This is a genomic window from Achromobacter sp. E1, assembly GCF_037039475.1.
Taxonomy (GTDB): Bacteria; Pseudomonadota; Gammaproteobacteria; order Burkholderiales; family Burkholderiaceae_B; genus Achromobacter; species Achromobacter mucicolens.
Map to the genome: position 1 here is coordinate 123,920 of NZ_CP146253.1, position 24,669 is coordinate 148,588.

The following is a 24,669-nucleotide window of genomic DNA, read 5'->3' on the forward strand; positions in this document are numbered from 1 at the left end:
AGCGCAAACATGACGGATATGTGGCAATGCGCGTTTCCTGGTTCCGGACCTCAGCCGAAGGGATACGGCCCGGGGTAATCCCCCAGAACGGCGTGGTGCGTAACCAGATTGCCGCCCTGCCACCAATGCAGCTGGTAGCCAGGCGGTTCCATGATGTATTGCAGTGTGGGGCGCGGACCGAGTTCCAGCGCAAGCTGGTGGGCCGTGCCCGGACAGGTCGAGGCGATGGTGCCGCCAAAGCGCTGGAAGATCGTGCGGTGCAGGTGGCCGCAAAGCACGCGCTCCACGTTGGGGTAGCGGGCAACGATGCGCTCCAGCTCGGGCGCGCCGGCCAACAGGCCGATGTCGTCCATGTGCTCGATGCCGGTCAAGAACGGCGGGTGGTGCATCAGCACCAGCGTGGGCCGGCCGGGCTGTTCGGCCAGGCGTTCGGCCAGCCAGTCCAGGCGCGTCTGGCACAGTTCGCCGTGGCTCTTCATCGGCACGACGGTGTCCAGCGCCAACAGGCGCAGCGGATAGGTCTCGATGGCGTACTGGACGAACGGTCCGCCGTCCTGCAGGTATGCGTGGTCGGGAAACGCGGCGCGCAACTGCGCGCGATCGTCGTGATTGCCGGGCATCAGGAAATACGGAATCTCCAGCGCCTGCAGGTGTTCGCGCAGCGTCTGGTATTCGATGGGCTTGCCCAGGTCCGTCAGGTCGCCGGTGATCAGCACGCAGTCGGGCCGCGGCGTCAGGGCATTGAGGGCGCGAACCGCCGGCGTCAGGAACGCGGCCGGATCGATGACGCCGTAGGCCTTGTCTCCCGGGGTGCGCATGTGAAGGTCGGTGATCTGAGCGATGAGCATGGCGCGTGGAATCTGGAAATGGTTGGATTGTTGAGCAGGCTGCGCCTAGCGGCGCACGGACGCCGCGGTGCCGCCCACGACGATGCAGTGCGGCAGGCGGTTCGATTGCGGCGGCTGGCCATGAATCTGCGCCAGCAGGTTGGAGCAGGCCGTCTGCCCGATGCCGTCGCTGGGCTGCGCGACGGTGGTCAGCGGCGGCGTCAGCAGGGCGCCGAAGCGCATGCCGTCAAAGCCGCACACCGACATGTCGGCCGGCACGGACAGCCCGAGCCCCACCAGATCGGCGATGACGGCGGTGGCCAGCAGGTCGTTGGAACAGAAAAGCGCCGTGGGCGCCTGCTTGCCGCGCAACGCGGCCTTCAGCGCGTCCACGTCGCTGCCCGTGTGCGAACTCATGGAGATATGCTGGATGGCGTCCAGGCCCAGCTTCTTGGCGCTGGCGCGTGCGCCCATCAGGCGGCGGCGGGCGCGGTCCGATGCGGTCAGCGGGCCGGTCACCAGCGAGATGCGCTTGTGCCCCATCGCCGCCAGATGCGCGACCATGTCGCTTGCCGCGGCGCGATTGTCGACGGAAGCAAAGGGATGGTCGTTCGATTCGTTGTAGACCAGCACATAGGGAATGCCGCTGCGGTCCAGATCGTCCAGGGTGGCGCTTTTGCCCACGTCAGCCACGGTCAGGATGAGGCCATCGACCTGATGGTCGATCAGTCCCTGCACCGCGGCCGATTCGACTGCGGGGTCGTAGCCGGTGGCGGTCAGCATGACGCTGTAGCCCGATTCGCGAGCGCGCCGCTCCGCGCCTTCAAAGCACTCCGCAAACACGGGATTGGACAGCGTGGGCAGGATCAGCCCGATGGTGCGGGTGCTGCCCGAACGCAGACTGCGGCCGACGCGGTTGGGACGGAAGCCCGCGCGCTTGGCGATGTTGCGGATGTGCGCCAGCGTGTCGGGGTGCACGATCTCGGGCTGGTTGAACGCGCGCGACACCGTCGCCGGCGAGACGCCTGCCTTGCGAGCCACTTCGATGATGGAAAAGCGGGGCGACGGGCGCGTGGCCATGAATGAATCGCTGCAAGTTTGCTGAAAACGATTTCATCTTACTTGAGGAATATGACCTTTGTATTGCACGGGTTTGCGCTATGCTGGTGCGAACGCAACAACACAAAGCCACGGCGCGGCGCGTGTTTTCGCGGAAAACCCGGCGTTTTCGGTGTTTTTCCCAATTGACTGACGCGAAGCGCACAATGGCAGGGTCGGTGTGTGCGGGCATGGCGCTTGCTTGAATGGGCGGTGGGCATGTCCGGCATACCCTCGGTCAAGGGGACCGGGTGCGAAGGATCATCCGCGCTTGTCGCGGCACCGGCAAAGAGGAATGAATCATGTCTATTGCCTTGAACAGACTGGGCGCGGTACAAGCCGCGCACAAGCTGCAACGGCGCGAATTGACCGCAGTGCAATTGGTGCGCGCCTGCTTTGCGCGCATCGAACAGCGCGAGAGCACCGTCCATGCCTGGACGGCCCTGCAAAAACAGGCTGCGCTCGATCAGGCCGAAGCGCTGGACAAAGGCGCGTTGCGCGGCCCGCTGCACGGCCTGCCCATCGGCGTGAAAGACCTGTTCGACACTGCCGATCTGCCTACCCGCTACGGGTCCCCCATTTACGACCGGCACCATCCCGGCCTGGACGCGGCCTCGGTGGCGCTGTGCCGCGGCGCTGGCGCCCTGGTCATCGGCAAGACCGTCACCACCGAATTCGCGACCTACCAGGCCGGTCCCACGCGCAATCCGCGCAACGAGGCCTACACGCCCGGCGGCTCGTCCAGCGGCTCGGCGGCTGCCGTGGCGGACGACATGGTGCCCTTCGCTCTGGGGTCGCAGACGGCCGGTTCCATCATCCGGCCGGCCTCCTACTGCGGCGTCGTCGGCTTCAAGCCCACCTTTGGACGGATCCCGCGCGCGGGCGTGAAGAGCCTGGCCGAATCGCTGGACACCCTGGGCGGCTTTGCGCGGTCCGTGGAAGACGTGGCGTTGTTCTCGTCGGTCCTGATGCGCGATCCGCGCGTGCTGGACCTGTCCTATCACGACGCGCCGCGCGTGGGCATGTACCGCAGCTTGCAATGGCGTCACGCGCAGCCCGAAACCAAGGAGGCGTTCGCGCAGGCCGCGGCGATCCTGTCGCGCGCGGGCGCCAAGGTCGAGGAAGTGCCGCTGCCGCCGGAGCATTGCGTGCTGGTGCAACTGCATTCGGACATCATGGCGTTCGAGGCCTCGCAGGCGCTTGCCTATGAACGGCTGGAGCATGCCGCGCAGCTGAGTTCCAAGCTGCAGGCGATCCTGGAGTCCGGCGCGCAGATCAGCGCCGAACAGCACATCAAGAACCTGGCGCGCGCAGCCGAATCGCGTGCGCGGGTCGATACGTGGTTCCAGCAATACGACGTGCTGCTTGCGCCCAGCGCCAGCGGCGAGGCGCCCTTCGCCGACCTCGGCACGGGTGATCCGCAGTTCTCGCGCGCGTGGACGCTGTTTGGCCTGCCTTGCCTGAACCTGCCGTTTGCCACCGGCCCGCAGGGTCTGCCGGTGGGATTGCAACTGGTCGGCGCGCGCCATGAAGACCATCGCCTGCTTGCCATCGGCGCGTGGATCCACGCGCGCCTGCTGGCCGCCACGGCGCCGGACATCGGCGCGTCCGACATGTGGCCGCGCGGCTGAATGCTGCGGATTGGTGTCTGACACCCTGGCGAAATCCTCGTCATGCCAAGTCGGCCTCCCAAGGGTGTCAGACACCGCGCTACACCGTGCTGCACCTTACCCAGCAAAGACGGATCGGATTGGTGTCTGACACCCTGGCGAAATCCTCGTCATGCCAAGACGACCTCCCAAGGGTGTCAGACACCTTGCCACGCCGTGCTTCACCTTGCCCTTCAAAGACGAATCACACGCAATGAAAAAGCCCGCCGGATAAGGCGGGCTTCATTTTGTGCCCCGTTGTCAGGGGCTTCAGGCCTGGTCGTGGATCACACGGCTTCGGCGGTTTCCTGTTCGGCGGTCACGGCGCCCGAATTGATGTGGCGGTTCACGGCGCTCAGCACGGCCTGGAACGACGCCGTCACGATGTCCCGGTCGATGCCCACGCCAAAGCCCGTGGCGGATTCGCCGACGCGCAGCTCGACGTAGGAAGCGGCGCGCGTGCCGGTGCCGGTGCCGATGGCGTGCTCGTGGTAGTCCATGATGCGAACCGGCACGTCCAGCGCGGCCACGAAGGCGGAAATCGCGCCGTCGCCCTTGCCGCGCACCACACGGCGTTCGCCGTTGAATTCAAGTTCGGCTTCGATGCTGAAGTGCTGGCCTTCGCCGGCCGACGGGTCGCCGTCGATGCGATGGCGGATCAGCTTCCACGGCGCCTTTTGCTCAAGGTATTCGCGGTTGAAGATCGTGTGCACGTCGTCGGCGGTGACTTCGCGGCCGGTCTCGTCCGTGACGCGCTGGATGGCGCGGCTGAATTCGATCTGCAGGCGGCGCGGCAACACCAGGCCATGTTCCTGCTCAAGCAGGTACGACACGCCGCCCTTGCCCGACTGGCTGTTCACGCGGATCACGGCGTCGTAGCTGCGGCCGAGGTCGGCGGGGTCGATCGGCAAGTAAGGCACTTCCCAGACCGCGTCCGGCTTCTGCAACGCAAAGCCCTTCTTGATGGCGTCCTGGTGCGAGCCCGAGAATGCGGTAAAGACGAGGTCGCCGGCGTACGGATGGCGCGGATGGACGGGCAACTGGTTGCAGTATTCGGCGCAGCGGCGCACTTCGTCGATGTCCGAGAAGTCCAGGCCGGGATGCACGCCTTGCGTGTAGAGGTTCAGGGCCAGCGTGACGAGGTCGACGTTGCCGGTGCGCTCGCCGCTGCCAAAGAGGCAACCCTCGATGCGGTCGGCGCCGGCCATCACCGCAAATTCGGCGGCGGCAACAGCGGTGCCGCGGTCATTGTGCGGGTGGACGCTGAGCACGATGCTGTCGCGGCGGGCCAGGTTCTTGTGCATCCACTCGATCTGGTCGGCGTACAGGTTGGGCGTGGTGGCTTCGATCGTGGCGGGCAGGTTCGGATTGGTGTCTGACACCCTGGCGAAATCCTCGTCATGCCAAGCCGGCCTCCCAAGGGTGTCAGACACCTTGCTACACCGTGCTTCACCTTACCCAGCAAAGACGGATCACACGCAATGAAAAAGCCCGCCGGATAAGGCGGGCTTCATTTTGTGCCCCGTTGTCGGGGGCTTCAGGCCTGGTCGTGGATCACACGGCTTCGGCGGTTTCCTGTTCGGCGGTGACGGCGCCCGAATTGATGTGGCGGTTCACGGCGCTCAGCACGGCCTGGAACGACGCCGTCACGATGTCGCGGTCGATGCCCACGCCAAAGCCCGTGGCGGATTCGCCAACGCGCAGTTCGACGTAGGACGCGGCGCGCGTGCCGGTGCCGGTGCCGATGGCGTGCTCGTGGTAGTCCATGATGCGAACCGGCACGTCCAGCGCGGCCACGAAGGCGGAAATCGCGCCGTCGCCCTTGCCGCGCACCACACGGCGTTCGCCGTTGAATTCAAGTTCGGCTTCGATGCTGAAGTGCTGGCCTTCGCCGGCCGACGGGTCGCCGTCGATGCGATGGCGGATCAGCTTCCACGGCGCCTTTTGCTCAAGGTATTCGCGGTTGAAGATCGTGTGCACGTCGTCGGCGGTGACTTCGCGGCCGGTCTCGTCCGTGACGCGCTGGATGGCGCGGCTGAATTCGATCTGCAGGCGGCGCGGCAACACCAGGCCATGTTCCTGCTCAAGCAGGTACGACACGCCGCCCTTGCCCGACTGGCTGTTCACGCGGATCACGGCGTCGTAGCTGCGGCCGAGGTCGGCGGGGTCGATCGGCAAGTAAGGCACTTCCCAGACCGCGTCCGGCTTCTGCAACGCAAAGCCCTTCTTGATGGCGTCCTGGTGCGAGCCCGAGAATGCGGTAAAGACGAGGTCGCCGGCGTACGGATGGCGCGGATGGACGGGCAACTGGTTGCAGTATTCGGCGCAGCGGCGCACTTCGTCGATGTCCGAGAAGTCCAGGCCGGGATGCACGCCTTGCGTGTAGAGGTTCAGGGCCAGCGTGACGAGGTCGACGTTGCCGGTGCGCTCGCCGCTGCCAAAGAGGCAACCCTCGATGCGGTCGGCGCCGGCCATCACCGCAAATTCGGCGGCGGCAACAGCGGTGCCGCGGTCATTGTGCGGGTGGACGCTGAGCACGATGCTGTCGCGGCGGGCCAGGTTCTTGTGCATCCACTCGATCTGGTCGGCGTACAGGTTGGGCGTGGTGGCTTCGATCGTGGCGGGCAGGTTCAGCACCATCTTGGCGTCGGGCGTGGGCTGCCAGACGTCGGCCACGGCGTTGGACACTTCCAGCGCGAATTCGGGTTCGGTCGTGCTGAAGACCTCGGGCGAGTATTCGTAGCCCCACTTCGTTTCGGGGCGTTGCGACGTGTACTGCTTGATGAGGCGCGTGCCGGTCGTGGCGATGTTCTTGATCTCGTCCTTGGACATGTTGAACACCACCTTGCGGAAGGCGGGCGCGCAGGCGTTGTACATGTGGACGATGGCCTGCTTGGCGCCGGCGGCGGCTTCCACGGTGCGGCTGATCAGGTCTTCGCGCGACTGGGTCAGCACGATGATGGTCACGTCGTCGGGAATGCGCTTTTCATCGATGAGCTTGCGCACGAAATCGAAGTCGGTCTGCGATGCGGACGGAAAGCCCACTTCGATTTCCTTGAAGCCGATCTTCACGAGCTGCTCGAAGAAGCGGACCTTGCGTTCCACGCTCATCGGCTCGATCAGCGCCTGATTGCCGTCGCGCAGGTCCGTGCTCATCCAGATCGGCGCCTTGGTGATGCGGCGGCTGGGCCAGGTGCGTTCGGAGAAATCGCGGGCAAAGGGCGCGAAGGGGACGTATTTGGTGGCGGGGTTGGCAAGCATCATCACTACACCTCGATCGGTTTCTTGTGAATCCCGGCGCGCTTGGCGCTCGTCGGCATCGCGACCGGATGACGGTCTTGTGCCAGGGGTTGCCGTGATGGACGGCAGGATTCAGAGATAAAAGGGGAAAATCGCGTGTGGCAAGCGTGGCTGCCGAGCTACCACGGGGACACTAGGCCCGGCAACCGATCGGTAGCAATAGCGATAGCGCGATGAAGGAGGTACGAGCGCGCAGGCCGGCGACCGGAGCGGCGGAGCGTCCGGAGGCAATCGCGAAGGGGGTGCGGTGAGCGGCCATAGGGTGCTAGTCAAACACACTTTTTCGGGAAGCGCAAACGGAAAAAGCGAGGGACGGATCGCGGTGCGGGCGTTTGCGCGGGATCGCAGGCAGCTCGGTAAGGCCGCTTGATCCGGGAGCTTGTGGCTGTTTTCTCGGTCGATCGGGGACGTTGGCGGGGATTGGCGGCGCAAACAGCAAGGCCGCCTTGCGGCGGCCTTGAGTCGGATTTGGATAAGTGAAATTAACGGGCTGGGCCGATGCGGGGTTCGACGTAACGATCGCCACGCGGTTCGCGCGGACCGTCAACCCGGGGATCAATGCGTCGGTCGTCACTGCGGCGGCCGTCATCCCGAGGATCCCGGGTCGGCCGGTTGGCGGCACCTTCAAGAATCCGGGCCTGCTCGGCCACCATGTCGATCTTGCCGACGCGGTTGTGGCGCAGCTCGTACAGCGAGCGGCGCAGGTCGCCGACGGTGAAGGGTTCCTGGCGGTCGCCCCACGTCCAGCGCAGCACGCCCAGCGATTCCTCGGACAGGTTCGGCGCCAGTTCGGCCAGCGTATCCGTGCCGACGGGCGTTGCGGCGCCGGAAGCCAGGCTGGCGTAGAACCACGCGCGCACCGAGAAGAAGACGATCAGCGTCCAGATGCCGGCAATCACCCACCAGAGATAGGGGTTGATCCGCTGCGCCATGTCCATGGTCGGCTGGCCCAGCGTGTGCAGAAAGTCATAGTTCATGCGCTTGCCGAAATCCAGTATCCACGTGGCGACGAGATACCAGACAACCAGGGCGACGGCGATGACGATCGCGCGCAGAACGAGTCGGGGAAGCGCCAGTTTGAGCAGGGTCTGACCGATCAATCGGCAGTCCTGGCGAACGCTTGCGGGCGAAGTCAGATTCATCATGCAAAATATTGTACCTATGACCCGTCCAATTTTAGAACTGCGGCCTGGCCAGCACCTGACGCTGACCCCACAACTTCAGCAATCGATCCGATTGTTGCAGTTGTCCACGCTCGACCTTGAAGCGGAAATCTCGCAAGTGCTGGCCGAGAATCCCCTGCTGGATCGCGAGGACGAGCCGGCGACGGCGGAGGATCGGGCCGAATCCGAGCGCGAATCTTCGGTTCAGGACGACGAACCGGCGGCCGAGCGCGAGACCGCCATCGACGAGATGCCTGGCTCGGGCGGGGTGTATCCCGACGACGACGCCAGCCTGCCCGAGGCGGCGCGGCCGGACACGCTGCGCGAACATCTGCTGGGTCAGCTTGCCCTGACGCGCGCCGCGCCGCGCGATGCCGCGCTGGCGTCCCTGCTGATCGACGAACTGGACGAAAACGGCTACCTGGGTTCGCCGCTGGATGAAATTCTGGGTTGGCTCCCTGCCGAAATGGAGCCCGACATGGACGAGCTGCGCGCCGCCCTGTCGCTTCTGCAATCGTTCGACCCGGTGGGCATCGGCGCGCGCGACATGGCTGAATGCCTGCAACTGCAACTGCGCAATCCCGATCTCACCTTGCTGCCGGAGGCGGCTGACCCCGTCGTGCTTGCCTGTGCGCGCCGGATCTGCGCCGAGCACCTGCCGCTGTTGGCAACCGGCAACGCCGCGCGTCTGTGTGCGGCGGTCGGCTGCGACGAGACCACGTTCCGCGCGGCGCATTCGCTGATCCTGCGCCTGGAACCCCGGCCGGGCCGGGCCTGGACCGTGCCGGCGGCCGAGTACGCAGTGCCGGACGTCATCGTCCGCAAGACGCGGCGCGGCTGGCAGGCCACGCTGAATAGCGCCGCGGTGCCTCGGCTGCAGATCAATGGGCTGTACGCCCAGATGCTGGGCAACCAGAAGGAATCCGCCCACGCCGGCCTGCAGGCCCAGCTGCAGCAGGCCAAATGGATGATCCGCAACGTGGAGCAGCGCTTTGACACCATCCTGCGCGTGTCGCAGGCCATCGTCGAGCGTCAGACGGCTTTCTTCAGCCAGGGGCCGGCGGCGATGCGTCCGCTCATCCTGAAGGACATCGCCGGTGAGCTGGGCTTACATGAATCGACCATTTCGCGGGCCACAACACAGAAGTACATGCTCACTCCGTTCGGCACGCTGGAGCTCAAGCGCTTCTTTGGAACAGGCGTGTCGACAGAAGGCGGCGACGCCACGTCGGCCACCGCGGTGCAGACCTACATCCGCCAGATGGTGGCCGACGAGAACCGCGCCAAGCCGTTGTCGGATAGCCAGATCATGCAAAAACTGGCCGATCAGGGGATAGTGATTGCGCGCCGGACGGTGGCAAAGTACCGTGAAGCGCTGCGGATTGCCCCCGCCGCGCTGCGCAAGGCGCAAGCCTCCGCACGCTGAAATAAGGGACGTGCTTCGGCAAATTCGTCCCTGTTTTCAACGGCTTGCGTGACAGTTCGGTTGCAAATTTATTTGCGCGAAGGGCTTGTCAGGGCATGAATATTTTTCGATAATCATTCGCATGTACATTTGCGTATGTAATGCCATCACCGAACGCCAAGTCCGCGCCAGCGTGGACGCCGGCGCGTCGACGCTTTCCGACCTGCAGTTCGAGCTGGGCGTGGCCACGTGCTGCGGCTGCTGCGCGGCAACCGCCGCCGAATACCTGCCGGGCGGCCGCTGCTCCAGCGTGTGCGACGTGCGCTCCATCGCGGTTCCGGTCAATGCTCCCGCCCTTGTCGAATCGGACACGCCGGCTGCCAACAGCAGCTTCCCGATTCCGCTGGTTGCCATCGCCTGAGCATTGGTGTCTTTACCGGCTCGCTGCCTTCATGCGGCGAGCCGCGTCATTTCCTTCTCGCAAAAATCCCTGATATCCATCGCCAGCTGACGCGCGGGTTCACGTGCGGGGCCGGCCACGCATAACGCCAATTCCGAAGGCGGTACTGCGGGCAGGCCCACGTCCAGGATCCGGTGGCCGGCGCCGATGCAGCGGCGTTCCAGCAGCGCGATGCCCAGGCCGCCGGCCAGGGCGGCCTGCACCCCCGACAGGTTCGGGCTTTCATAGGCGATGCGCCAGCGCCGTCCGGCCGATTCCAGCGCGTGGATCGCACGGTTGCGGTAGATGCAGCCCTGCGGAAAGGCGACCAGGGGCACCGGCGCCTCCGCGCCCAGGGCAAGCTGCACCGAATCGCTACCGATCCAGTGCAGCCGTTCCGGCCATGCCGCCAACGCCGCGCCCGCACCGGGCTCACGTTTGAGCAACGCCACGTCCAGATCCCCGCGCTCCAGGCTGCGGGTCAGGACGGCGGTCAGATCGCAACGCACCGACAACTGCACGCCCGGCCGTGTCCGCGCGAATTGGGCGACGACCGCCGTCAGCGCGTCGACCGCAAAATCGTCCGGAATACCCAGGCGGATCACGTCCACGCGCTTGCGGCCGCTGACGGCTTCGCGGACCTCGGTGGATAACGCCAGCATCCGGCGCGCGTAACCCAACAGGCGTTCGCCTTCCTCGGTGAGCTGAACCTGGCGGCCCTCGCGCAAAAATAACGGGCATTCCAGCGTGTCTTCAAGCTTGCGGATCTGCTGGCTGACGGTGGACTGGCTGCGGTGCACGCGTTCGCCGGCGGCTGTGAATCCGCCGGCATCCACCACCGACACAAAGCTGTGCAACAGGTCGAGATCAAGCATGGGGCACCCCCGAGCCATTTGATTTTCAAATACTTTCGATCCGAATAAAGAGTTTGTCAATGGATGGGGCCGCGAGGAGAATGCCTGCATCCCGCCGCCACCGCGGCCGCAGTCCCACATTGCCGGACCCGCCATGAAGGCTCTCTCCACCTCTGCTTGCGCCTTGCCCGCGAACGACCGCCCTGGCATCAGCCTGGCGCCGATCGCCGCGTTCTGCTTTCTGTGGAGTTCGGCCTTTGCCGCCGCGAAGATCGCGGTGCGCGATTGTCCGCCGCTTACTCTGCTGACGATCCGTTTCCTGATTGCGGGCGCGCTGATGCTGGGACTGGCAGCGGCCAGCGGCCGCTGGAAGCTGCCTTCCGGCCGCGACCTGGCGGCGCTGGTCCTGCTGGGGGTGCTCAACAACGCGCTGTATCTGGGCCTGAGCTGGTCGGGGATGACCACGGTGTCGTCCGCGTTCACGGCCGTGCTCATCAGCACGAATCCGCTGCTCATCGGCGTGCTGGCCGGGCCGATGCTGGGCGAGCGTCTGAGCTGGCGCAAAATGCTCGGGCTGTGTCTGGGCCTGGCGGGCGTCGCCCTGGTGTTGCGGTCGCGTTTGACCGGCATGCAGGAAGACCTGCACGGGACGCTGCTCGTCACGGGTGGCCTGGTGGCGCTGGTGGCCGGCACGCTGCTCTACAAGCGGCTCAAGCCCACTTCCGGTCTGTGGACGTCGACCGGCATTCAGTCGCTGGCCGGCGCCGCGGCGCTGCTGCCATTTGCGCTGGCCACCGAGAGCCTGGGCGATGCGCGCCTGACCACGAGCCTGATCTGGAGCATGGCCTACATGATCGTGGCGGTGTCGATGGGCGGCTACTACCTGTGGTTCATGATCCTGGGCCGCGCCAGCGCCACGTCGGCGAGCGCGCTGCATTTCCTGATGCCGCCATTGGGCCTGCTCTTCGGATGGGTAGTGCTGCGCGAGCCCGTTTCGTGGCTGGACCTGCTGGGCATCGTTCCCATCGCGTTCGGCATCTGGCTCGCGACGCGGCGCACCGCGTAGGTTGTGAGCGGTCAATATTGAGGGCGGTCAATACGACCCGCTGCGGTTGCTGATATGCAACGAGCGCGCGCGTTGCGCTGGCAGGGCAGGATCGGGCACCATCAATGCGCATCCGGCGAACAAAGCCCGGCGTGTGCGCGTCCGATTCGGCGTGACGCGCATCGCAAAGCCGCGCCAATCCGTCCCCGAGCATGCAAGGCCTCACGCACGCATACTCATTCTCATTAGCTTGTCGCTTTCTTGTTGCGCTCCTAAAGCCGTTTACCAAATGCAGCGCAAGGCTAGGCGCGGCCCTGCGCCGAATGGTAGTCTGCACGGGTTGCGTACGCGCGGCATCGTGCGCTCCTTTGTCGCGATGCGCTCGCGTCGCGCCTGACTGCAAGGAGTCCATCATGAAAGGCGACAAAACCGTCATCCAGTTTCTCAACAAGCAACTGACCAATGAGCTGACGGCCATCAACCAATACTTCCTGCATGCCCGCATGCTGAACCATTGGGGCTTCGACAAGCTGGGCAAGCACGAGTACGAAGAATCGATCGGCGAAATGAAGCATGCCGATCGTCTGATCGCCCGCATTTTCATGCTGGACGGCCTGCCCAATCTGCAAGACCTGCACAAGCTGCTGATCGGTGAAGACGTGCCGGAACTGCTGGCCTGTGACCTGAAGCTCGAGACGGCTGCCCAGGCAACCGTCAAGGAAGCCATTGCGTATTGCGAATCGGTGCGGGACTACGTGTCGCGCGATCTGTTCCAGGACATTCTGGACGACACCGAAGAGCACATCGACTACCTGGAAACCCAGATCGACCTGATCGACAAGGTCGGCATCCAGAACTACCTGCAAAGCCAGATGTCCGTGCCCGAATAAGGCACTTGGCTGCAAAGGAAATGGCGCCCCGCGGGGCGCCATTTTTTATGCCGGAAAGCTGTGCAGGCAGGCTGATATGCCGCTGCAGAGACCTTACTGCGGACGGGCCGGGCATTCGGCCATCGTGCCCCAGGCTCGGTTCGGTGCGCAGTATTTGTTGCGCGCGTTCCAGGAACACGAGGGACGCTCGAAGAAGCCTTGCGTGGCGCAATGGGCCAGTTCGCGCCGCAGCGCATCCTGCCAGCCCTGCGCGCCGGGAGCCGGCGCCGTGTTGGGCGGCGGCGGGGGCGCCTGCACCATTTGCGGCGTGCCGTAGCTGCCGCCGGCGGCCACGCCGCCATTAATGGCGGTCGACGTGCCCGGAACCAGCAGGTCCATGGTGCTGACGTCCGACGTGCCCGAGGGCAGCGGCACCTGCGACGAGGCAGCGATTTCGCGCGCCTGTTCGGGGCTGATGCGTTCGCGAGAGATCTGGACGGCCGGGTCGCTGACCGTGTCGAACAGCGACACGGTATTGACCTGCCATTCGCGGTCGGCCGGCTTGTCCGGCACGCCCAGCGTGCCATCGATGCGCGGTTGCGGCGGCTGCGCCACGTACGGACGGCCATTGGCGTCCAGCACGGGCTGCTGGGACGCGGCGGCGTCCTGCCCAGGAGCGGGTGCGGCCGCGGGCGCGTGCGCCACCAGCCAGTCACCCAGTTGAATACCGCCCCAAGCCGACGCGCCGAGCGCGATCAGGAGCGTTGCGATCAAAAAACGCCAAGACATTGCTACCCTCAATCTGCCGTGCGGAACCCGAACGGGTCTACGCTTTGTCTCCGAAAACCTTGCCGCCGTGCTCCCGCATGGCATGGAATTTCACATCGGGATACAGTTCCTCGGCGACGCGCAACTGCGCGGGAGAACCGATCAAAAACGCCGCAGCATCGACCACATCATAGGCGATATGGGCGGCATTGGCATCCATGAACTTGCGCAGCGCCTTGGGGTTTTCAGACGTAATCCAACGTGCCATTGTGTAGCGCGACGGCAGCATCCGGGCCTCGACGCCATACTCGGTCTTCAGGCGGTGCGCGACCACTTCGAACTGCAGTTGGCCGACCGCGCCCAAGAGCAGCGAGCCGCCGGCGACATCGGGACGGAACACCTGAATGGCGCCTTCCTCGCCCAATTGGGTGAGGCCGGTGCGCAGCTGCTTCGTGCGCAGCGGGTCTTTCACTTCGACCGCCTGGAACAGTTCCGGGGCGAAGAACGGCAGCCCGGTGAACTGCAGGGTCTCGCCTTCGGTCAGCACGTCGCCCAGTTGCAGCACGCCGTGGTTGGGGATGCCGATGACGTCGCCGGCGTAGGCCTCGTCCAGGAGTTCGCGGCGCTGCGACAGGAACGACACCACGTTGTTCGGGCGCATTTCCTTGTTGGTGCGCGCCACTTTCAGGCGCATGCCCCGTTCAAAGCGGCCGGAGCTCACGCGCACGAATGCAACGCGGTCGCGGTGCGCCGGGTCCATGTTGGCCTGCACCTTGAAGACGACGCCGGTGAACTTGGGTTCTTCGGGCTGCACTTCGCGTTGCAGGGCCGTGCGCGGGCCCGGGGGCGGCGCCTGGTCGACCAGGGCGTCCAGCACTTCCTGCACGCCGAAGTTGTTGATGGCGGAACCGAAGAACACGGGCGTCTGCTTGCCGGCCAGGAACTGGTCGCGGTCGAACGCCGGCGCTGCTTCGTTGATGAGCTCGATCTCGCCGCTGGCCTGATCGAACGCCCCGCCAAAGCGCTTGGCGATCTCGGGGTTGGTCAGACCTTCGATGAAGTCGTCGTTGTCGGAACGGCGCTCCTGGCCAGGACGGAACACGCGCATGCGGTCGCGGCGGATGTCGAACACCCCGCCGAACGACTTGCCCATGCCCACCGGCCACGAGAACGGCACGGCGTCCATGCCAAGGTGCCCTTCGATTTCCGACAGCAGTTCCAGGGGCTCGCGCACTTCGCGGTCCATCTTGTTGATGAACGTGATGATCGGCGTGTTGCGCGCCCGGCAGACCTGAAGGAGGCGGATGGTCTGCGGCTCGACGCCGTTGGCCGCGTCGATCACCATCAGCGCGGCGTCCACCGCCGTCAGCACGCGGTACGTGTCTTCGGAGAAGTCCTGGTGGCCCGGGGTGTCGAGCAGGTTGATGACGCAGTCGCGGTATTCCATCTGCATCACCGAAGACGCCACGGAAATGCCGCGCTGCTTTTCGATTTCCATCCAGTCGGACGAGGCATGGCGCGACGCCTTACGCGCCTTGACGCTGCCGGCGATCTGGATCGCGCCTGCGAACAGCAGCAGCTTTTCCGTCAGCGTGGTCTTGCCCGCGTCAGGGTGGGAAATGATGGCGAACGTACGGCGCCGTGCGACTTCGTTGGAAATGCTCATATCGGAGGTTTCTGCTTGGCGCCGTCAATCAGGCCGGCGCGGTCCGGTGTCGTGCACGAAAACATGTGGGGCACGCGCCGTTGCCGGCACGTGCCCCACGCTTTTTGATTCAGTTGTGGCGGCGGAAGGTCGCCAGGAACACGCCCGCCAGGATGAAGAGCGACCCGAAGGTCCGGTTCATCCAGCGGATGTGCTTGGCATCGCGCAAGAGGCGCAACACGCGCGCCGCCAGCAGCGTATACACGCCCATCGCCACCAGGTCGGTGAACGCCAGCGTTGCCGCAAGCGCCGCGTACTGCGGCGTCAAGGAGAGCGCGGGGTCCACAAATTGCGGCACCACGGCCAACAGGAACACGGTGCCCTTTGGGTTCATGGTGTTGATCAGGAAACCGCGCATCACCAGATCGCGGATGGACGCCTTGCGGGGATCGCCCGCGTCCACCGCAACGGGTGCGGCATCCGTGCGGATCTGGCGCACGCCGAGGTAGACCAGGTAGGCCACCCCCAGGTACTTGACGACGTTGAACGCCATTTCCGAGGTGGCGAGCACGGCGCCCAGGCCCACGGCCACCACGACGAACTGGAACAGGATGCCCAGGATCAGGCCTGCCGTGTTCCAGTAGCCGCGAGCAAAGCCGTACTTCAGGCCTGACGACATGGCCGAGATCGCGCCGGCGCCCGGTGAGAACGAAATGGCCCAGGAAGCCAGGAAGAACGTCAACCAGGTGGATAAAGGCATGATGGCGCGGGTCCGTGGGTCGCAGTGTCGAGGTTGCCAGTGATATTACTTGCTCAGCAGCGCGGCGCGGGGCGCACCGCCCGGACGGCCTTGGCCCGAGCGTCCTTCGGCCGGGCGGCCGGCGGGCGCATTGCCGGCCGGGCGCGAAGAACCTTCAGGACGGCGGTTCTGCTGGGGACGGCCTTCGGCGCGGCCGGCGTGAGCCGGACGGTCGGCGGGCTTGCCCTCGCGCGAACCGGCATTGCCACGGCCTTCACCGGCGCGGGCCGGCGCGGGCGCGCGGCCGCCTGCCGCCGCGCGCGGCTGGCCCTGGGCGGGACGCGAGCGGCCCGAGCCGCCGTTGCCGCCGCGGCCGCCATTGCGATGGCCGCCGCGCATGTTGCGCGTGTCTTCGTCACGCTCCTGGCGCTCGAACGACGCCGCGCTGGTGGCCGGAGGCGTCCAGCCTTCCACCGGCTTGCGCTCGATGGTCTTCTTGATCAGGCGCTCGATGTCCTTGAGCAGCTTGATTTCGCTGTTGTCGACCAGCGAGACCGCGGCGCCGGTGGCGCCCGCGCGGCCCGTGCGGCCGATGCGGTGGACGTAGTCTTCCGGCACGTTGGGCAGCTCGAAGTTCACGACCTGGGGCAGCTGGTCGATGTCCAGGCCCCGGGCGGCGATGTCGGTGGCGACCAGCACGGTCACGGTGCTGTCCTTGAAGCCGGCCAGCGCGCGCGTGCGGGCCGATTGGCTCTTGTTGCCGTGGATGGCCGCGGCGGTCAGGCCGTCCTTGACGAGCTTTTCGGCCAGGCGGTTGGCGCCGTGCTTGGTGCGCGTGAAGACCAGCACCTGGTGCCAGCCGCTTTCACGGATGATGTGGCTGATCAGGTCGCGCTTGTGGTGCTGCTCGACCATGTGCACGGTCTGCGTGACGAGTTCGGTGGCGGTGTTGCGCGGGGTGACCGAGACTTCGCCCGGATTGTTCAGGACGCCGCGCGCAAGCGTGCGGATCTCGTCGGAGAACGTGGCCGAGAAGAGCAGGTTCTGGCGCTGCTTGGGCAACAGGGCGAGAATCTTGCGGATGTCGCGGATGAAGCCCATGTCCAGCATGCGGTCGGCTTCGTCCAGCACCAGGATTTCCACGCCCGACAGGTCCACCGTCTTCTGGCCGCAGTGGTCCAAGAGGCGGCCCGGGGTGGCGACCAGGATGTCCAGCGGCTTGCGCAGTGCGGAGATCTGGGGGTTGATATTGACGCCGCCGAACATCACCATGGACGTCAGCGAGGTGTACTTGCCATAGGTCTGCACCGATTCGGCCACCTGTGCGGTCAGTTCACGCGTCGGGGTCAGGATCAGGCAACGGGGGCGGCCAGGCTTGCGAGCCTCGGGCTTTTTCTGCGACAACAGCTGCAGGATCGGCAGCGTGAAACCGGCGGTCTTGCCGGTGCCGGTTTGAGCGGCTGCAAGCAGGTCGCCGCCTTTCAGCACTTGGGGAATGGCCTGGGCCTGAATGGGCGTGGGCGCGGTGTAGCCGGTATCGGCAATGGCGCGCAACAGCGAATCAGCCAGCCCGAGGTCGGCGAAAGGGGAAGTGGTAGTCAAAACAGCTCCAGCGGCAGCCTGTCGCTCTATTTGAGAGACTCCAATCCAGGCGGTCGGTATAAGGAGAAAAGGGAAGCGCCCATCAGGGGCGAAGCTTGGCAGCGAAGGGCCTAGCGGACGTGCGCAGATTGGCTTGGCGCACGAAGCGGATTGTAGCTGATGTGGCGGCGCAGCAAGTGGTCAAAAGGTCCCTATAGAATCAAACAGCAATATTTCGTATTAACTTCGAACAAAATAAGTGTTTTCCCTAGTCGGCCCTCCCTATAATCCGTCGGCTTTCATCTATTCAAAATAAAAGGGATGCAATGAAGAAATCGGCAATAGTTGGCATCGTCGTCGCGCTGGGCGCGGTCTGGACCGGCACGGCCTGGTACACGGGCCAAAAGGCCGAGGAATTCGTCAAGCAGGCCATCGAGGACTCGAACGTCGAGCTCAAGAAGGTTGCGGACAAATGGGGCATCAACGCCGTCGCCGAACTGGTCTCGTTCGACCGCGGCGTCTTCACCTCGTTGTCGCGCTACCGCATCAAGTTCACCACGCCCGCCGCTGACGGCAAGCCCGCGCAAGAGCGCGACGTGGTGTTCGTCGAACACCTGAGCCACGGTCCCCTGCCGTTCTCCAACCTGAAGTCGGGCAAGTTCATGCCGGCCATGGTGGCCAGCGAATTCGCGCTGGAAGAGACGGACACGGTCAAGGACTGGTTCGCCGCCGCCAAGGGCGCCGTGCCGCTCTCGGGCCACTACAGCGTCAGCTACGGCAAGGACATTTCCGGCAAGTTCAACATGGCGCCGGTCGAAGTCGCCAAGGACGCCACCAAGCTCGTCTTCTCGGGCATGAAGGGCGACTTTGAGTACGCCACCTCCACCAAGCGCGGTGTCTTCGACGTGGCTGCCGACAGCCTGGAGCTCTCGGGCCCGTCCGACAACAGCGACATCACCGCCATGGCGGTCAAGGGCATCAGCCTGACCAGCGACCTGAAGCCGGCTGCCAACGAGATGTACGTCGGCAGCCAGAAGCTGACGTTCAAGGACTGGACGATCACGTCCCGCGAAAAGCCGCCCGTCCAGCTCAAGGACACGTCGATCGCCGTGGACATGACCGAGAACGGTCCGGCCATGGGCGCCAAGATGGCGGTGGACTTCGGCATGATCAACGTGCAGGCCAAGGACATGGCCGGCATGAAGCTGGTCGTCGACGCGCAGAACCTGGACTCCAAGGCGCTGAAGTCGCTGAACGACGTCTATGAGGCCGCCTCGCGCCGCATGCTGCAAAGTAATGGTGAAGAGCAGACGCCGCAGTTCACGGAAGAAGAAAAGGCCGCGCTCAAGACCAACTTCGAGCAGCTCTTGGCCGGCAATCCGACGCTGGCCGTGTCCCCGCTGGAAGTGCGCACCGCCAACGGCACGTCGACCTTCAACCTGAACATGGCGCTGGTCAAGCCGGCCGCGCTGGAAGGCGAGGCGTCCGACATGGCGTTGCAGGCCCTGAAGAAGCTGGATGCCAAGCTGGTGCTGTCCAAGGGCAACCTGGCGGACCTGATGGCCATCGAACCGCAAATGCGCGGCGTGGCCCCCGAGCAGGCCGCGCAGACCGCCAAGGGCCAGGTGGAAATGGTCGGCACCATGGCCACCGCGATGGGTCTGGGCAAGGTCGAGAACGACAACATCGTCACCTACCTGAACTACGCCGACGGCCAGGTGGACTTCAACGGCAAGAAGATGCCGCTGCAGCAGTTCCTGATGATGGCGATGGGCGGCGTGATGGGCGGCATGCGCTAAGCTGCCGCGAAACGAATGGCGCGCCGCAGTCGTCTCGGCGCGCCTGACACGGGCTGTCTTTCGACAGCCCGTTTTTCTTTGACGCGACCGATCGCGGCAATCCCGGGGTTTCACAAACGGACAGGGGCAACATGAACAAGCGGATCGTGGCGGGTGGCGCGTTGGTGGCGGTGGTGGCCGCGGCGTGGGTCGGCACCGCGTGGTACACCGGCAAAGAGATCGAATCCCGGCTGGCGCAGGACGTGCAGGGGTTGAATGCGCAGGCGCAGCGCCTGGGTGCGAAGGTGGGCGTGCCCGTGGCGCTGGAACTGCTGTCGTTCGAACGTGGCGTGTTTTCTTCCGAAGCGCGGTTCGGTGCGAAGGTCACGGTGCAGTCTGGGCCCAAGCCTGCCGAGAAGGCGTTTGCGTTCACGAGCAACATTGAACACGGTCCGTTTCCCGCCTCTCGGCTTGCGTCAGGCGACGTCGCGCCCGTGATGGCGGCGGGCCGGCTGCATATGACGGAGACGCCCGATGCCGCCGCGTGGTTTGCGGCTGCTGGAGGATCGGCCCCCGTGACGGCGAACTTCCTGATCGCTTATGACCGCGACTTTTCCGGCGATCTGGCGCTGGCGCCCGTCAAGTATGCCGCCGATCCGATCACGTTCGACTTCTCGGGTTTGCAGGCGCAGGTCGCACATGCCGGCGACGGCACGCGCGACGCGGTGTCCTTGGCCATCGGCAAGGCCTCGCTGACTGAAGTTATCAAGGGCAACCCTTACACGCTGACCCTCAATGATCTGGCGTTATCGCATGAATTGACGGGCGCACCCGAGTCCACCGCAAGCAGCACGACGCTGACGGTGAAGCAATGGGCTTCCGATCTGGACAAGCTGCCATTGGGCCTGAAGGACATTGCGCTGACGCTGGGGTCGGACGGAACCCCCGAGCGCATGACCGGCAAGATGACGCTCGATGTCGGCAGCATCAGCGTGCGCCACTTGCATGTGGCCAAGCTGCAGATGGCGGCGAGCGGCAAGGACTTGGATGTCGCGTCGCTAAAGGCGTTTCAGGACGCCACCGCAAGCTCGCCGTTGCAAGCGCAAAAGGCCGATCCGCTTTCGGGCGACGGAATGCTTGCCGCGTCTCATATGTTGAAGTTTCTTCTGGCCCGCCCCAGCTTCACGCTGTCGACGCTGCAGGTCGACACGGCGCATGGCACGTCGACGCTCAGCCTGGATATCGGCCTGGACGCGCCGTCATTCTGGAAGCGCGACCCTATCGCCATCATCAAGGAAGTCGTGCGCAACGTGAGCGTGCGGCTGAAGCTGTCGCCTGAGAACATGGCCGATGTGATCGCGGCGCGGGCGGAATTGAAGGGCGCGACGCGTGAGGCGGCCCGGTCGGCGGCCGAGCGGGAAGCCGCAGGCGTGCGCGGCCTGGTCGCGGCAACATCCTGGGCCCGTATCGAGGACGGCGTGATCCAGTTCGAGGCGGACTACCGCGATGGTCAAGTCGGCATCAACGGAAAGCGCATACCCATCGAAATGTTCCTGGGCCAGATGTTCATGCGCAACTCGCAGGGCGCCGCACCGGCGCCCTGAGGTTCAGAACGGCAAGGCTCCCGCCGCAAGTTCGCCGTTGCGCAGCACGGCCACGTGAAAGCGCTTGTCGGCGGCCTTCATGATGTCTTCGGCGGGGTCGCCCTGCACCAGCAGCAGGTCGGCCACCTTGCCCTCGACAATCACGCCGTGATCGGTCATGCCCATCAGGTCATGGCCGCGTGACGTGCCGGCGATCAACGCGTCCACCGGCGTCATGCCAAACTCCACCATGTACGCCAGCTCCATCGCGTTCTCGCCGTGCAGGTTGAACGGCGTCCCCGCGTCGGTGCCCAGCGCGATGCGTCCGCCCGCCTTGTAGTACATCTGGAACGACTCGCGATGCCGCTGTTCCACCGCGCGGGCCTTTTCCACCGCGTAGGCGGGAATGCCGTTGTCGGCATTGGCGATGATGTTGCGCACGGCGGCTATGGTCGGCACCAGGTAGGTCTCGGCCTCCAGCATCTCGCGCAGGCAGTCGTCGTCCATGAAGATGCCGTGCTCGATCGAATCGATGCCCGCGCGCACCGCATTCAGGATGCCCTGCGTGCCCTGCGCGTGACTGGCGGTGCTTTTGCGAAAGCGCTTGGCCTCGTGCACGCCCGCTTTCATCTCGTCGAAGCTGTAGTGCGCGTCCATCGGGCTGACGCCCGGCGTCATGACGCCGCCCGTGGCCATGATCTTCACGAGGTCGCAGCCCGCGTGGACCTGTTCGCGCACGGCCTTGACGACTTCCTCGCAGCCGTCGGCCACGCGGCCGATGCGGTTGCCGTGGCCGCCCGTCATGCAGATGATGCGGCCCGAGGCCTTGATGGTGGGACCGGGGAACACGCCACGCGCAATGGCGTCGCGCACGCCGAATTCCAGATAATCCTTGCCGCCGCAGTCGCGTAGCGCCGTGACGCCGCCGCGCAGGCTGGCCTGCGCGTTCTCCAGCGCGGTCAGCGTGATCTGCGCGGGGCCCTGCTTGCTCAATTGCGCGTTGGGGTCGGCGCCGCCCGTGTAGACCAGATGCACGTGGCAATCGGCCAGGCTGGGCATGAGCGTCATGCCGGTGGTGTCCACGCGGGCGCCAGCGTAGCCTGAGAATTCCGCAGCCGGCGCCACGCGAGCCACGCGCGCGCCTTCGACCAGCACGCCGTGTCCGGGCAGCGTCTGCCCTTCTCCGTCGAATACCTTGCCGCCGATGAAGAGGGTCTGCCGTGTCGCGGTCATGTCAGTGGGCTCCGGGGGCGCGCGGTGTCAGCTCACCACGTCCAGCCCCTCGCGGGACATGGACTGCAGGCGAGGCATCAGGCCGAGCAGGTGTTGGCTGTAGGGATGCTGCGGATGTTCGAACAGGGATTCGGTGTCGGCCACTTCCAGCAGTTCGCCGTGGCGCATCACGCCGACGCGGTCGCACATCTGCCGGATCACCGGCAGGTCGTGGCTGATGAACAGCATGGTCAGGCCCAGCTCTTCCTGCAGATCCTTGAGCAGGTTCAGAATCTGCGCCTGGATGGACACGTCCAGCGCCGAGGTGGGCTCATCGCAGATCAAAAAGCGCGGCCGCGTGGCCAGCGCGCGCGCGATGCAGATGCGCTGGCGTTGCCCGCCCGAGAACTCGTGCGGAAAGCGTTCGGCGGCGCGGCTGCCCAACCCCACCACGTCCAGCAGGTCGGCCACGATGCGGCGCGTTTCGGCTTCGCTGGCGGCCAGCTTGTGAAAGCGGATCGGCTCGGCCACGATGTCCAGCACGCGCATGCGCGGGTTCAGCGACGAGAACGGATCCTGGAAGATCATCTGGATCTGCCGCCGGAACGGGTTCAGTTCCTTCTCGCCCTTGAGCGCCGTGAGGTCGGTGCCGCCAAACGTGACCGAACCTTCGCTGGGCGTGTAAAGCCCCGAGATCAACCGCGCCACCGTCGATTTGCCGGAGCCCGATTCGCCGACCAGCCCAAAGACCTCGCCTTCGCCGATGGACAGGTTCACGCGCTTGACCGCGTCCAGCGTGCGCTGGTTGCGCTTGAAGAAGGCGCTCTTGAGCACGAACCGCATCGACAGGTCGCGCGCCTGGACCAGCGGACCTTCGGTGCGCTTGCCGAAGTCCCGGCGCTGGCCCAGCCAGTGCGTGGCCAGGTCCAGCGGTTGCGCGGGCGTCTTCACGTCCTCGATGTAGGTCACCAGCGGAAAGCGCCGGAGCTTGATGTCCGGACGCGGCACGGCCGAGATGAGGCTGCGGGTGTAGGGATGGTCGGGGTCGCCCAGGATCTTGGCCGTGGGGCCTTGCTCGACCAGCTTGCCGTGATACAGCACGGCCACGCGGTCGGTCACGTCGGCGATGACGCCCATGTCGTGCGTGATGATGATCATGCCGACCTGCTCTTCGCGGCACAGCTTTCTGAGCAGATCCAGAATTTGCGCCTGGATGGATACGTCCAGCGCGGTGGTGGGCTCGTCGGCAATGATGACTTCGGGTTCGCAGCACAACGCCAGCGCAATGACCACGCGCTGTCGCATGCCGCCCGAGAACTGATGGGGATACTGCTGCACGCGCAGTTCGGGCTGGTCGATGCCGACCTGCGCCAGAAGCTGCACGGCGCGCTTTTTTGCCGCGTCGTGCGTCAGATCCAGATGCACCAGCATCGTTTCCACCAGCTGGCTTTCGACGGTCTGCAGCGGGTCGAGCGAGGTCAGCGGATCCTGGAAGATCATGCCGATGCGCCGGCCTCGAACCTTGCGCTTCTGCGCGGGCGTGAGCGTATCGATGCGTTCGCCGTTCAGCAGCACCGCGCCGCCCGCCAGGCGGCCGGGCGCTTCGAGCAGGCCGATGACGGCGTTGCCGATCGTGGACTTGCCCGCGCCGGATTCACCGACCACGCCCAGGATCTCGCCTTTCTCAAGCGCGAGCGATACGCCGTCCACCGCCACCAGCGTGCCGCGGCGGCTGGGAAATTCGATGCGGATGTCTTCGATGTTCAGAAGGGCCATGACGTCCTCAGCGCAGCTTGGGGTTGAGCGCGTCGCGCAGCCAGTCGCCCAGCAGGTTGACCGACAGCACCAGCGCCACCAGCGCGATGCCGGGGAAGATGGAGATCCACCACATGCCCGAGAAAAGATAGCTGTTGCCGATGCGGATCAGCGTGCCGAGCGACGGCGCGGTGGGCGGCACGCCCACGCCCAGGAACGACAGCGTGGCCTCGGTGATGATGGCCACCGCCAGGTGGATGGTGGCGATGACCAGCACCGGCCCCATGACGTTGGGCAGGATGTGGCGGCGCAGGATGGTGATGGGGCCGATGCCGATCAGCTTGGCCGCCTGCACGTACTCCTTGTTGCGCTCGACGAGCGTGGAGCCGCGCACCGTGCGCGCGTATTGCACCCAGCCGGAAATGCCGATGGCGAAGATCAGCACATACAGCGCCAGCTGGTCGTGCATGTCGCGCGGCAGCAGGCCGCGCGCCACGCCGTCGATCAGCAGCGCCACCAGAATGGCCGGGAACGAAAGCTGCACGTCGGCGATGCGCATGATGAAGCTGTCCACGCGTCCGCCCGCGTAGCCGCTGATGAGGCCGAGGGTCACGCCCAGCACCATCGAGAACAGCACCGAGGCAAAGCCGACCAGCAGCGACACGCGCGAGCCATACATCACGGCCGACAGGATGTCGCGGCCCTGATCGTCCGTGCCCAACAGGAAGTCGGGGCTGCCGCCCTCTTCCCAGGCCGGCGGCGTGTTGGCGTCCATGATGCTGAGCGACGCGAGATCGAAGGGGTTGTGCGGCGCCACGACGGGCGCGAACAACGCGCCCAGCACGATGACCAGCGTGACGACCGCGGCGACGATGGCGCCGGGCGAACGCTTGAAGCTGTGCCACAGGTCGCTGTCGGCGGCGCGCGTGAAGAAGGGGGCGATGCGAGCAATCATGCGA

At 65.4% G+C, this 24,669-nt stretch carries 19 protein-coding genes and 1 pseudogene; 7 read left to right on the forward strand and 13 right to left on the reverse strand.

Features of this window, described 5'->3' with window-relative positions:
* Positions 1 to 50: 50 nt before the first annotated feature.
* Both V6V88_RS00595 and V6V88_RS00600 read right to left on the reverse strand, forming a co-directional pair.
* Positions 51 to 848 carry a phosphodiesterase gene (locus tag V6V88_RS00595; RefSeq protein ID WP_223573820.1) on the reverse strand — a complete coding sequence of 266 codons (798 nt, stop codon included), beginning with the start codon at positions 846 to 848 and terminating at the stop codon, positions 51 to 53.
* Between the two features lie 45 nt (positions 849 to 893).
* A complete protein-coding gene (locus tag V6V88_RS00600) occupies positions 894 to 1,907 on the reverse strand; it encodes a LacI family DNA-binding transcriptional regulator (protein WP_338617245.1) in 1,014 nt (337 codons plus the stop codon).
* 320 nt (positions 1,908 to 2,227) lie between these two features.
* Here V6V88_RS00600 and V6V88_RS00605 point away from each other — a divergent pair, with 320 nt between their 5' ends.
* Positions 2,228 to 3,556, forward strand: coding sequence for an amidase (locus V6V88_RS00605; RefSeq protein WP_338617246.1), 1,329 nt, complete (start codon positions 2,228 to 2,230; stop codon positions 3,554 to 3,556).
* 305 nt (positions 3,557 to 3,861) lie between these two features.
* On the opposite strand, the pseudogene V6V88_RS00610 reads toward V6V88_RS00605, so the two are convergent.
* From V6V88_RS00610 to V6V88_RS00620, 3 genes and pseudogenes are all read right to left on the reverse strand, one after another.
* Positions 3,862 to 4,938 (reverse strand): annotated as a pseudogene (locus V6V88_RS00610) (2-isopropylmalate synthase); the annotation flags it as partial.
* 190 nt (positions 4,939 to 5,128) lie between these two features.
* Positions 5,129 to 6,838 (reverse strand): 2-isopropylmalate synthase, encoded by a 1,710-nt coding sequence (gene leuA, locus V6V88_RS00615; protein WP_062840150.1) that lies wholly within the window; start codon positions 6,836 to 6,838, stop codon positions 5,129 to 5,131.
* Positions 6,839 to 7,356: 518 nt separating this feature from the next.
* Positions 7,357 to 8,019, reverse strand: a complete 663-nt coding sequence (locus V6V88_RS00620) for a hypothetical protein (protein WP_338617247.1) — start codon at positions 8,017 to 8,019, stop codon at positions 7,357 to 7,359.
* Between V6V88_RS00620 and rpoN the strand changes: the two genes are divergently transcribed.
* Positions 8,018 to 9,463: an RNA polymerase factor sigma-54 gene (gene rpoN / locus V6V88_RS00625; RefSeq protein ID WP_056327751.1), complete on the forward strand. Its 1,446-nt coding sequence runs from the start codon at positions 8,018 to 8,020 to the stop codon at positions 9,461 to 9,463. The genes V6V88_RS00620 and rpoN overlap by 2 nt on opposite strands.
* Before the next feature lie 121 nt (positions 9,464 to 9,584).
* Positions 9,585 to 9,863: a (2Fe-2S)-binding protein gene (locus V6V88_RS00630; protein ID WP_063954089.1), complete on the forward strand. Its 279-nt coding sequence runs from the start codon at positions 9,585 to 9,587 to the stop codon at positions 9,861 to 9,863.
* A 29-nt stretch (positions 9,864 to 9,892) separates the two neighbouring features.
* On the opposite strand, the gene V6V88_RS00635 is transcribed toward V6V88_RS00630, so the two are convergent.
* Complete coding sequence (locus V6V88_RS00635; RefSeq protein WP_142051936.1) at positions 9,893 to 10,756, reverse strand: LysR substrate-binding domain-containing protein; 864 nt, start codon at positions 10,754 to 10,756, stop codon at positions 9,893 to 9,895.
* A 133-nt stretch (positions 10,757 to 10,889) separates the two neighbouring features.
* On the opposite strand from V6V88_RS00635, the gene V6V88_RS00640 reads away from it, so the two are divergent.
* Together V6V88_RS00640 and bfr are read left to right on the forward strand one after the other, a co-directional pair.
* Positions 10,890 to 11,801, forward strand: coding sequence for a DMT family transporter (locus V6V88_RS00640; protein ID WP_280004110.1), 912 nt, complete (start codon positions 10,890 to 10,892; stop codon positions 11,799 to 11,801).
* Positions 11,802 to 12,193: 392 nt separating this feature from the next.
* Complete coding sequence (gene bfr / locus V6V88_RS00645; protein WP_056327755.1) at positions 12,194 to 12,670, forward strand: bacterioferritin; 477 nt, start codon at positions 12,194 to 12,196, stop codon at positions 12,668 to 12,670.
* A gap of 93 nt (positions 12,671 to 12,763) precedes the next feature.
* Here bfr and V6V88_RS00650 read toward each other — a convergent pair whose 3' ends face one another.
* The 4 genes from V6V88_RS00650 to V6V88_RS00665 form a co-directional block, all read right to left on the reverse strand.
* Positions 12,764 to 13,438, reverse strand: coding sequence for a hypothetical protein (locus V6V88_RS00650; protein WP_062840154.1), 675 nt, complete (start codon positions 13,436 to 13,438; stop codon positions 12,764 to 12,766).
* 37 nt (positions 13,439 to 13,475) lie between these two features.
* Entirely contained in the window at positions 13,476 to 15,083 is a 1,608-nt protein-coding gene (locus V6V88_RS00655; RefSeq protein WP_062840155.1) for a peptide chain release factor 3, read from the reverse strand.
* A 109-nt stretch (positions 15,084 to 15,192) separates the two neighbouring features.
* On the reverse strand, positions 15,193 to 15,822 hold the full coding sequence (locus V6V88_RS00660) for a LysE family transporter (RefSeq protein ID WP_062840156.1): 630 nt from the start codon (positions 15,820 to 15,822) through the stop codon (positions 15,193 to 15,195).
* Positions 15,823 to 15,867: 45 nt separating this feature from the next.
* Positions 15,868 to 17,403 carry a DEAD/DEAH box helicase gene (locus V6V88_RS00665; RefSeq protein ID WP_338617249.1) on the reverse strand — a complete coding sequence of 512 codons (1,536 nt, stop codon included), beginning with the start codon at positions 17,401 to 17,403 and terminating at the stop codon, positions 15,868 to 15,870.
* Between the two features lie 305 nt (positions 17,404 to 17,708).
* Between V6V88_RS00665 and V6V88_RS00670 the strand changes: the two genes are divergently transcribed.
* Both V6V88_RS00670 and V6V88_RS00675 read left to right on the forward strand, forming a co-directional pair.
* A complete protein-coding gene (locus V6V88_RS00670) occupies positions 17,709 to 19,181 on the forward strand; it encodes a YdgA family protein (RefSeq protein WP_338617252.1) in 1,473 nt (490 codons plus the stop codon).
* A 131-nt stretch (positions 19,182 to 19,312) separates the two neighbouring features.
* Positions 19,313 to 20,764 (forward strand): DUF945 family protein, encoded by a 1,452-nt coding sequence (locus V6V88_RS00675; protein WP_338617254.1) that lies wholly within the window; start codon positions 19,313 to 19,315, stop codon positions 20,762 to 20,764.
* Between the two features lie 3 nt (positions 20,765 to 20,767).
* Here V6V88_RS00675 and V6V88_RS00680 read toward each other — a convergent pair whose 3' ends face one another.
* The 3 genes from V6V88_RS00680 to V6V88_RS00690 are packed head-to-tail and all read right to left on the reverse strand — an operon-like array spanning position 20,768 to position 24,665.
* On the reverse strand, positions 20,768 to 21,976 hold the full coding sequence (locus V6V88_RS00680; protein WP_338617255.1) for an amidohydrolase family protein: 1,209 nt from the start codon (positions 21,974 to 21,976) through the stop codon (positions 20,768 to 20,770).
* Between the two features lie 27 nt (positions 21,977 to 22,003).
* Positions 22,004 to 23,731, reverse strand: a complete 1,728-nt coding sequence (locus tag V6V88_RS00685; protein ID WP_062840160.1) for an ABC transporter ATP-binding protein — start codon at positions 23,729 to 23,731, stop codon at positions 22,004 to 22,006.
* A 7-nt stretch (positions 23,732 to 23,738) separates the two neighbouring features.
* Positions 23,739 to 24,665 carry an ABC transporter permease gene (locus tag V6V88_RS00690; protein WP_223573838.1) on the reverse strand — a complete coding sequence of 309 codons (927 nt, stop codon included), beginning with the start codon at positions 24,663 to 24,665 and terminating at the stop codon, positions 23,739 to 23,741.
* Between the last annotated feature and the right edge of the window lie 4 nt (positions 24,666 to 24,669).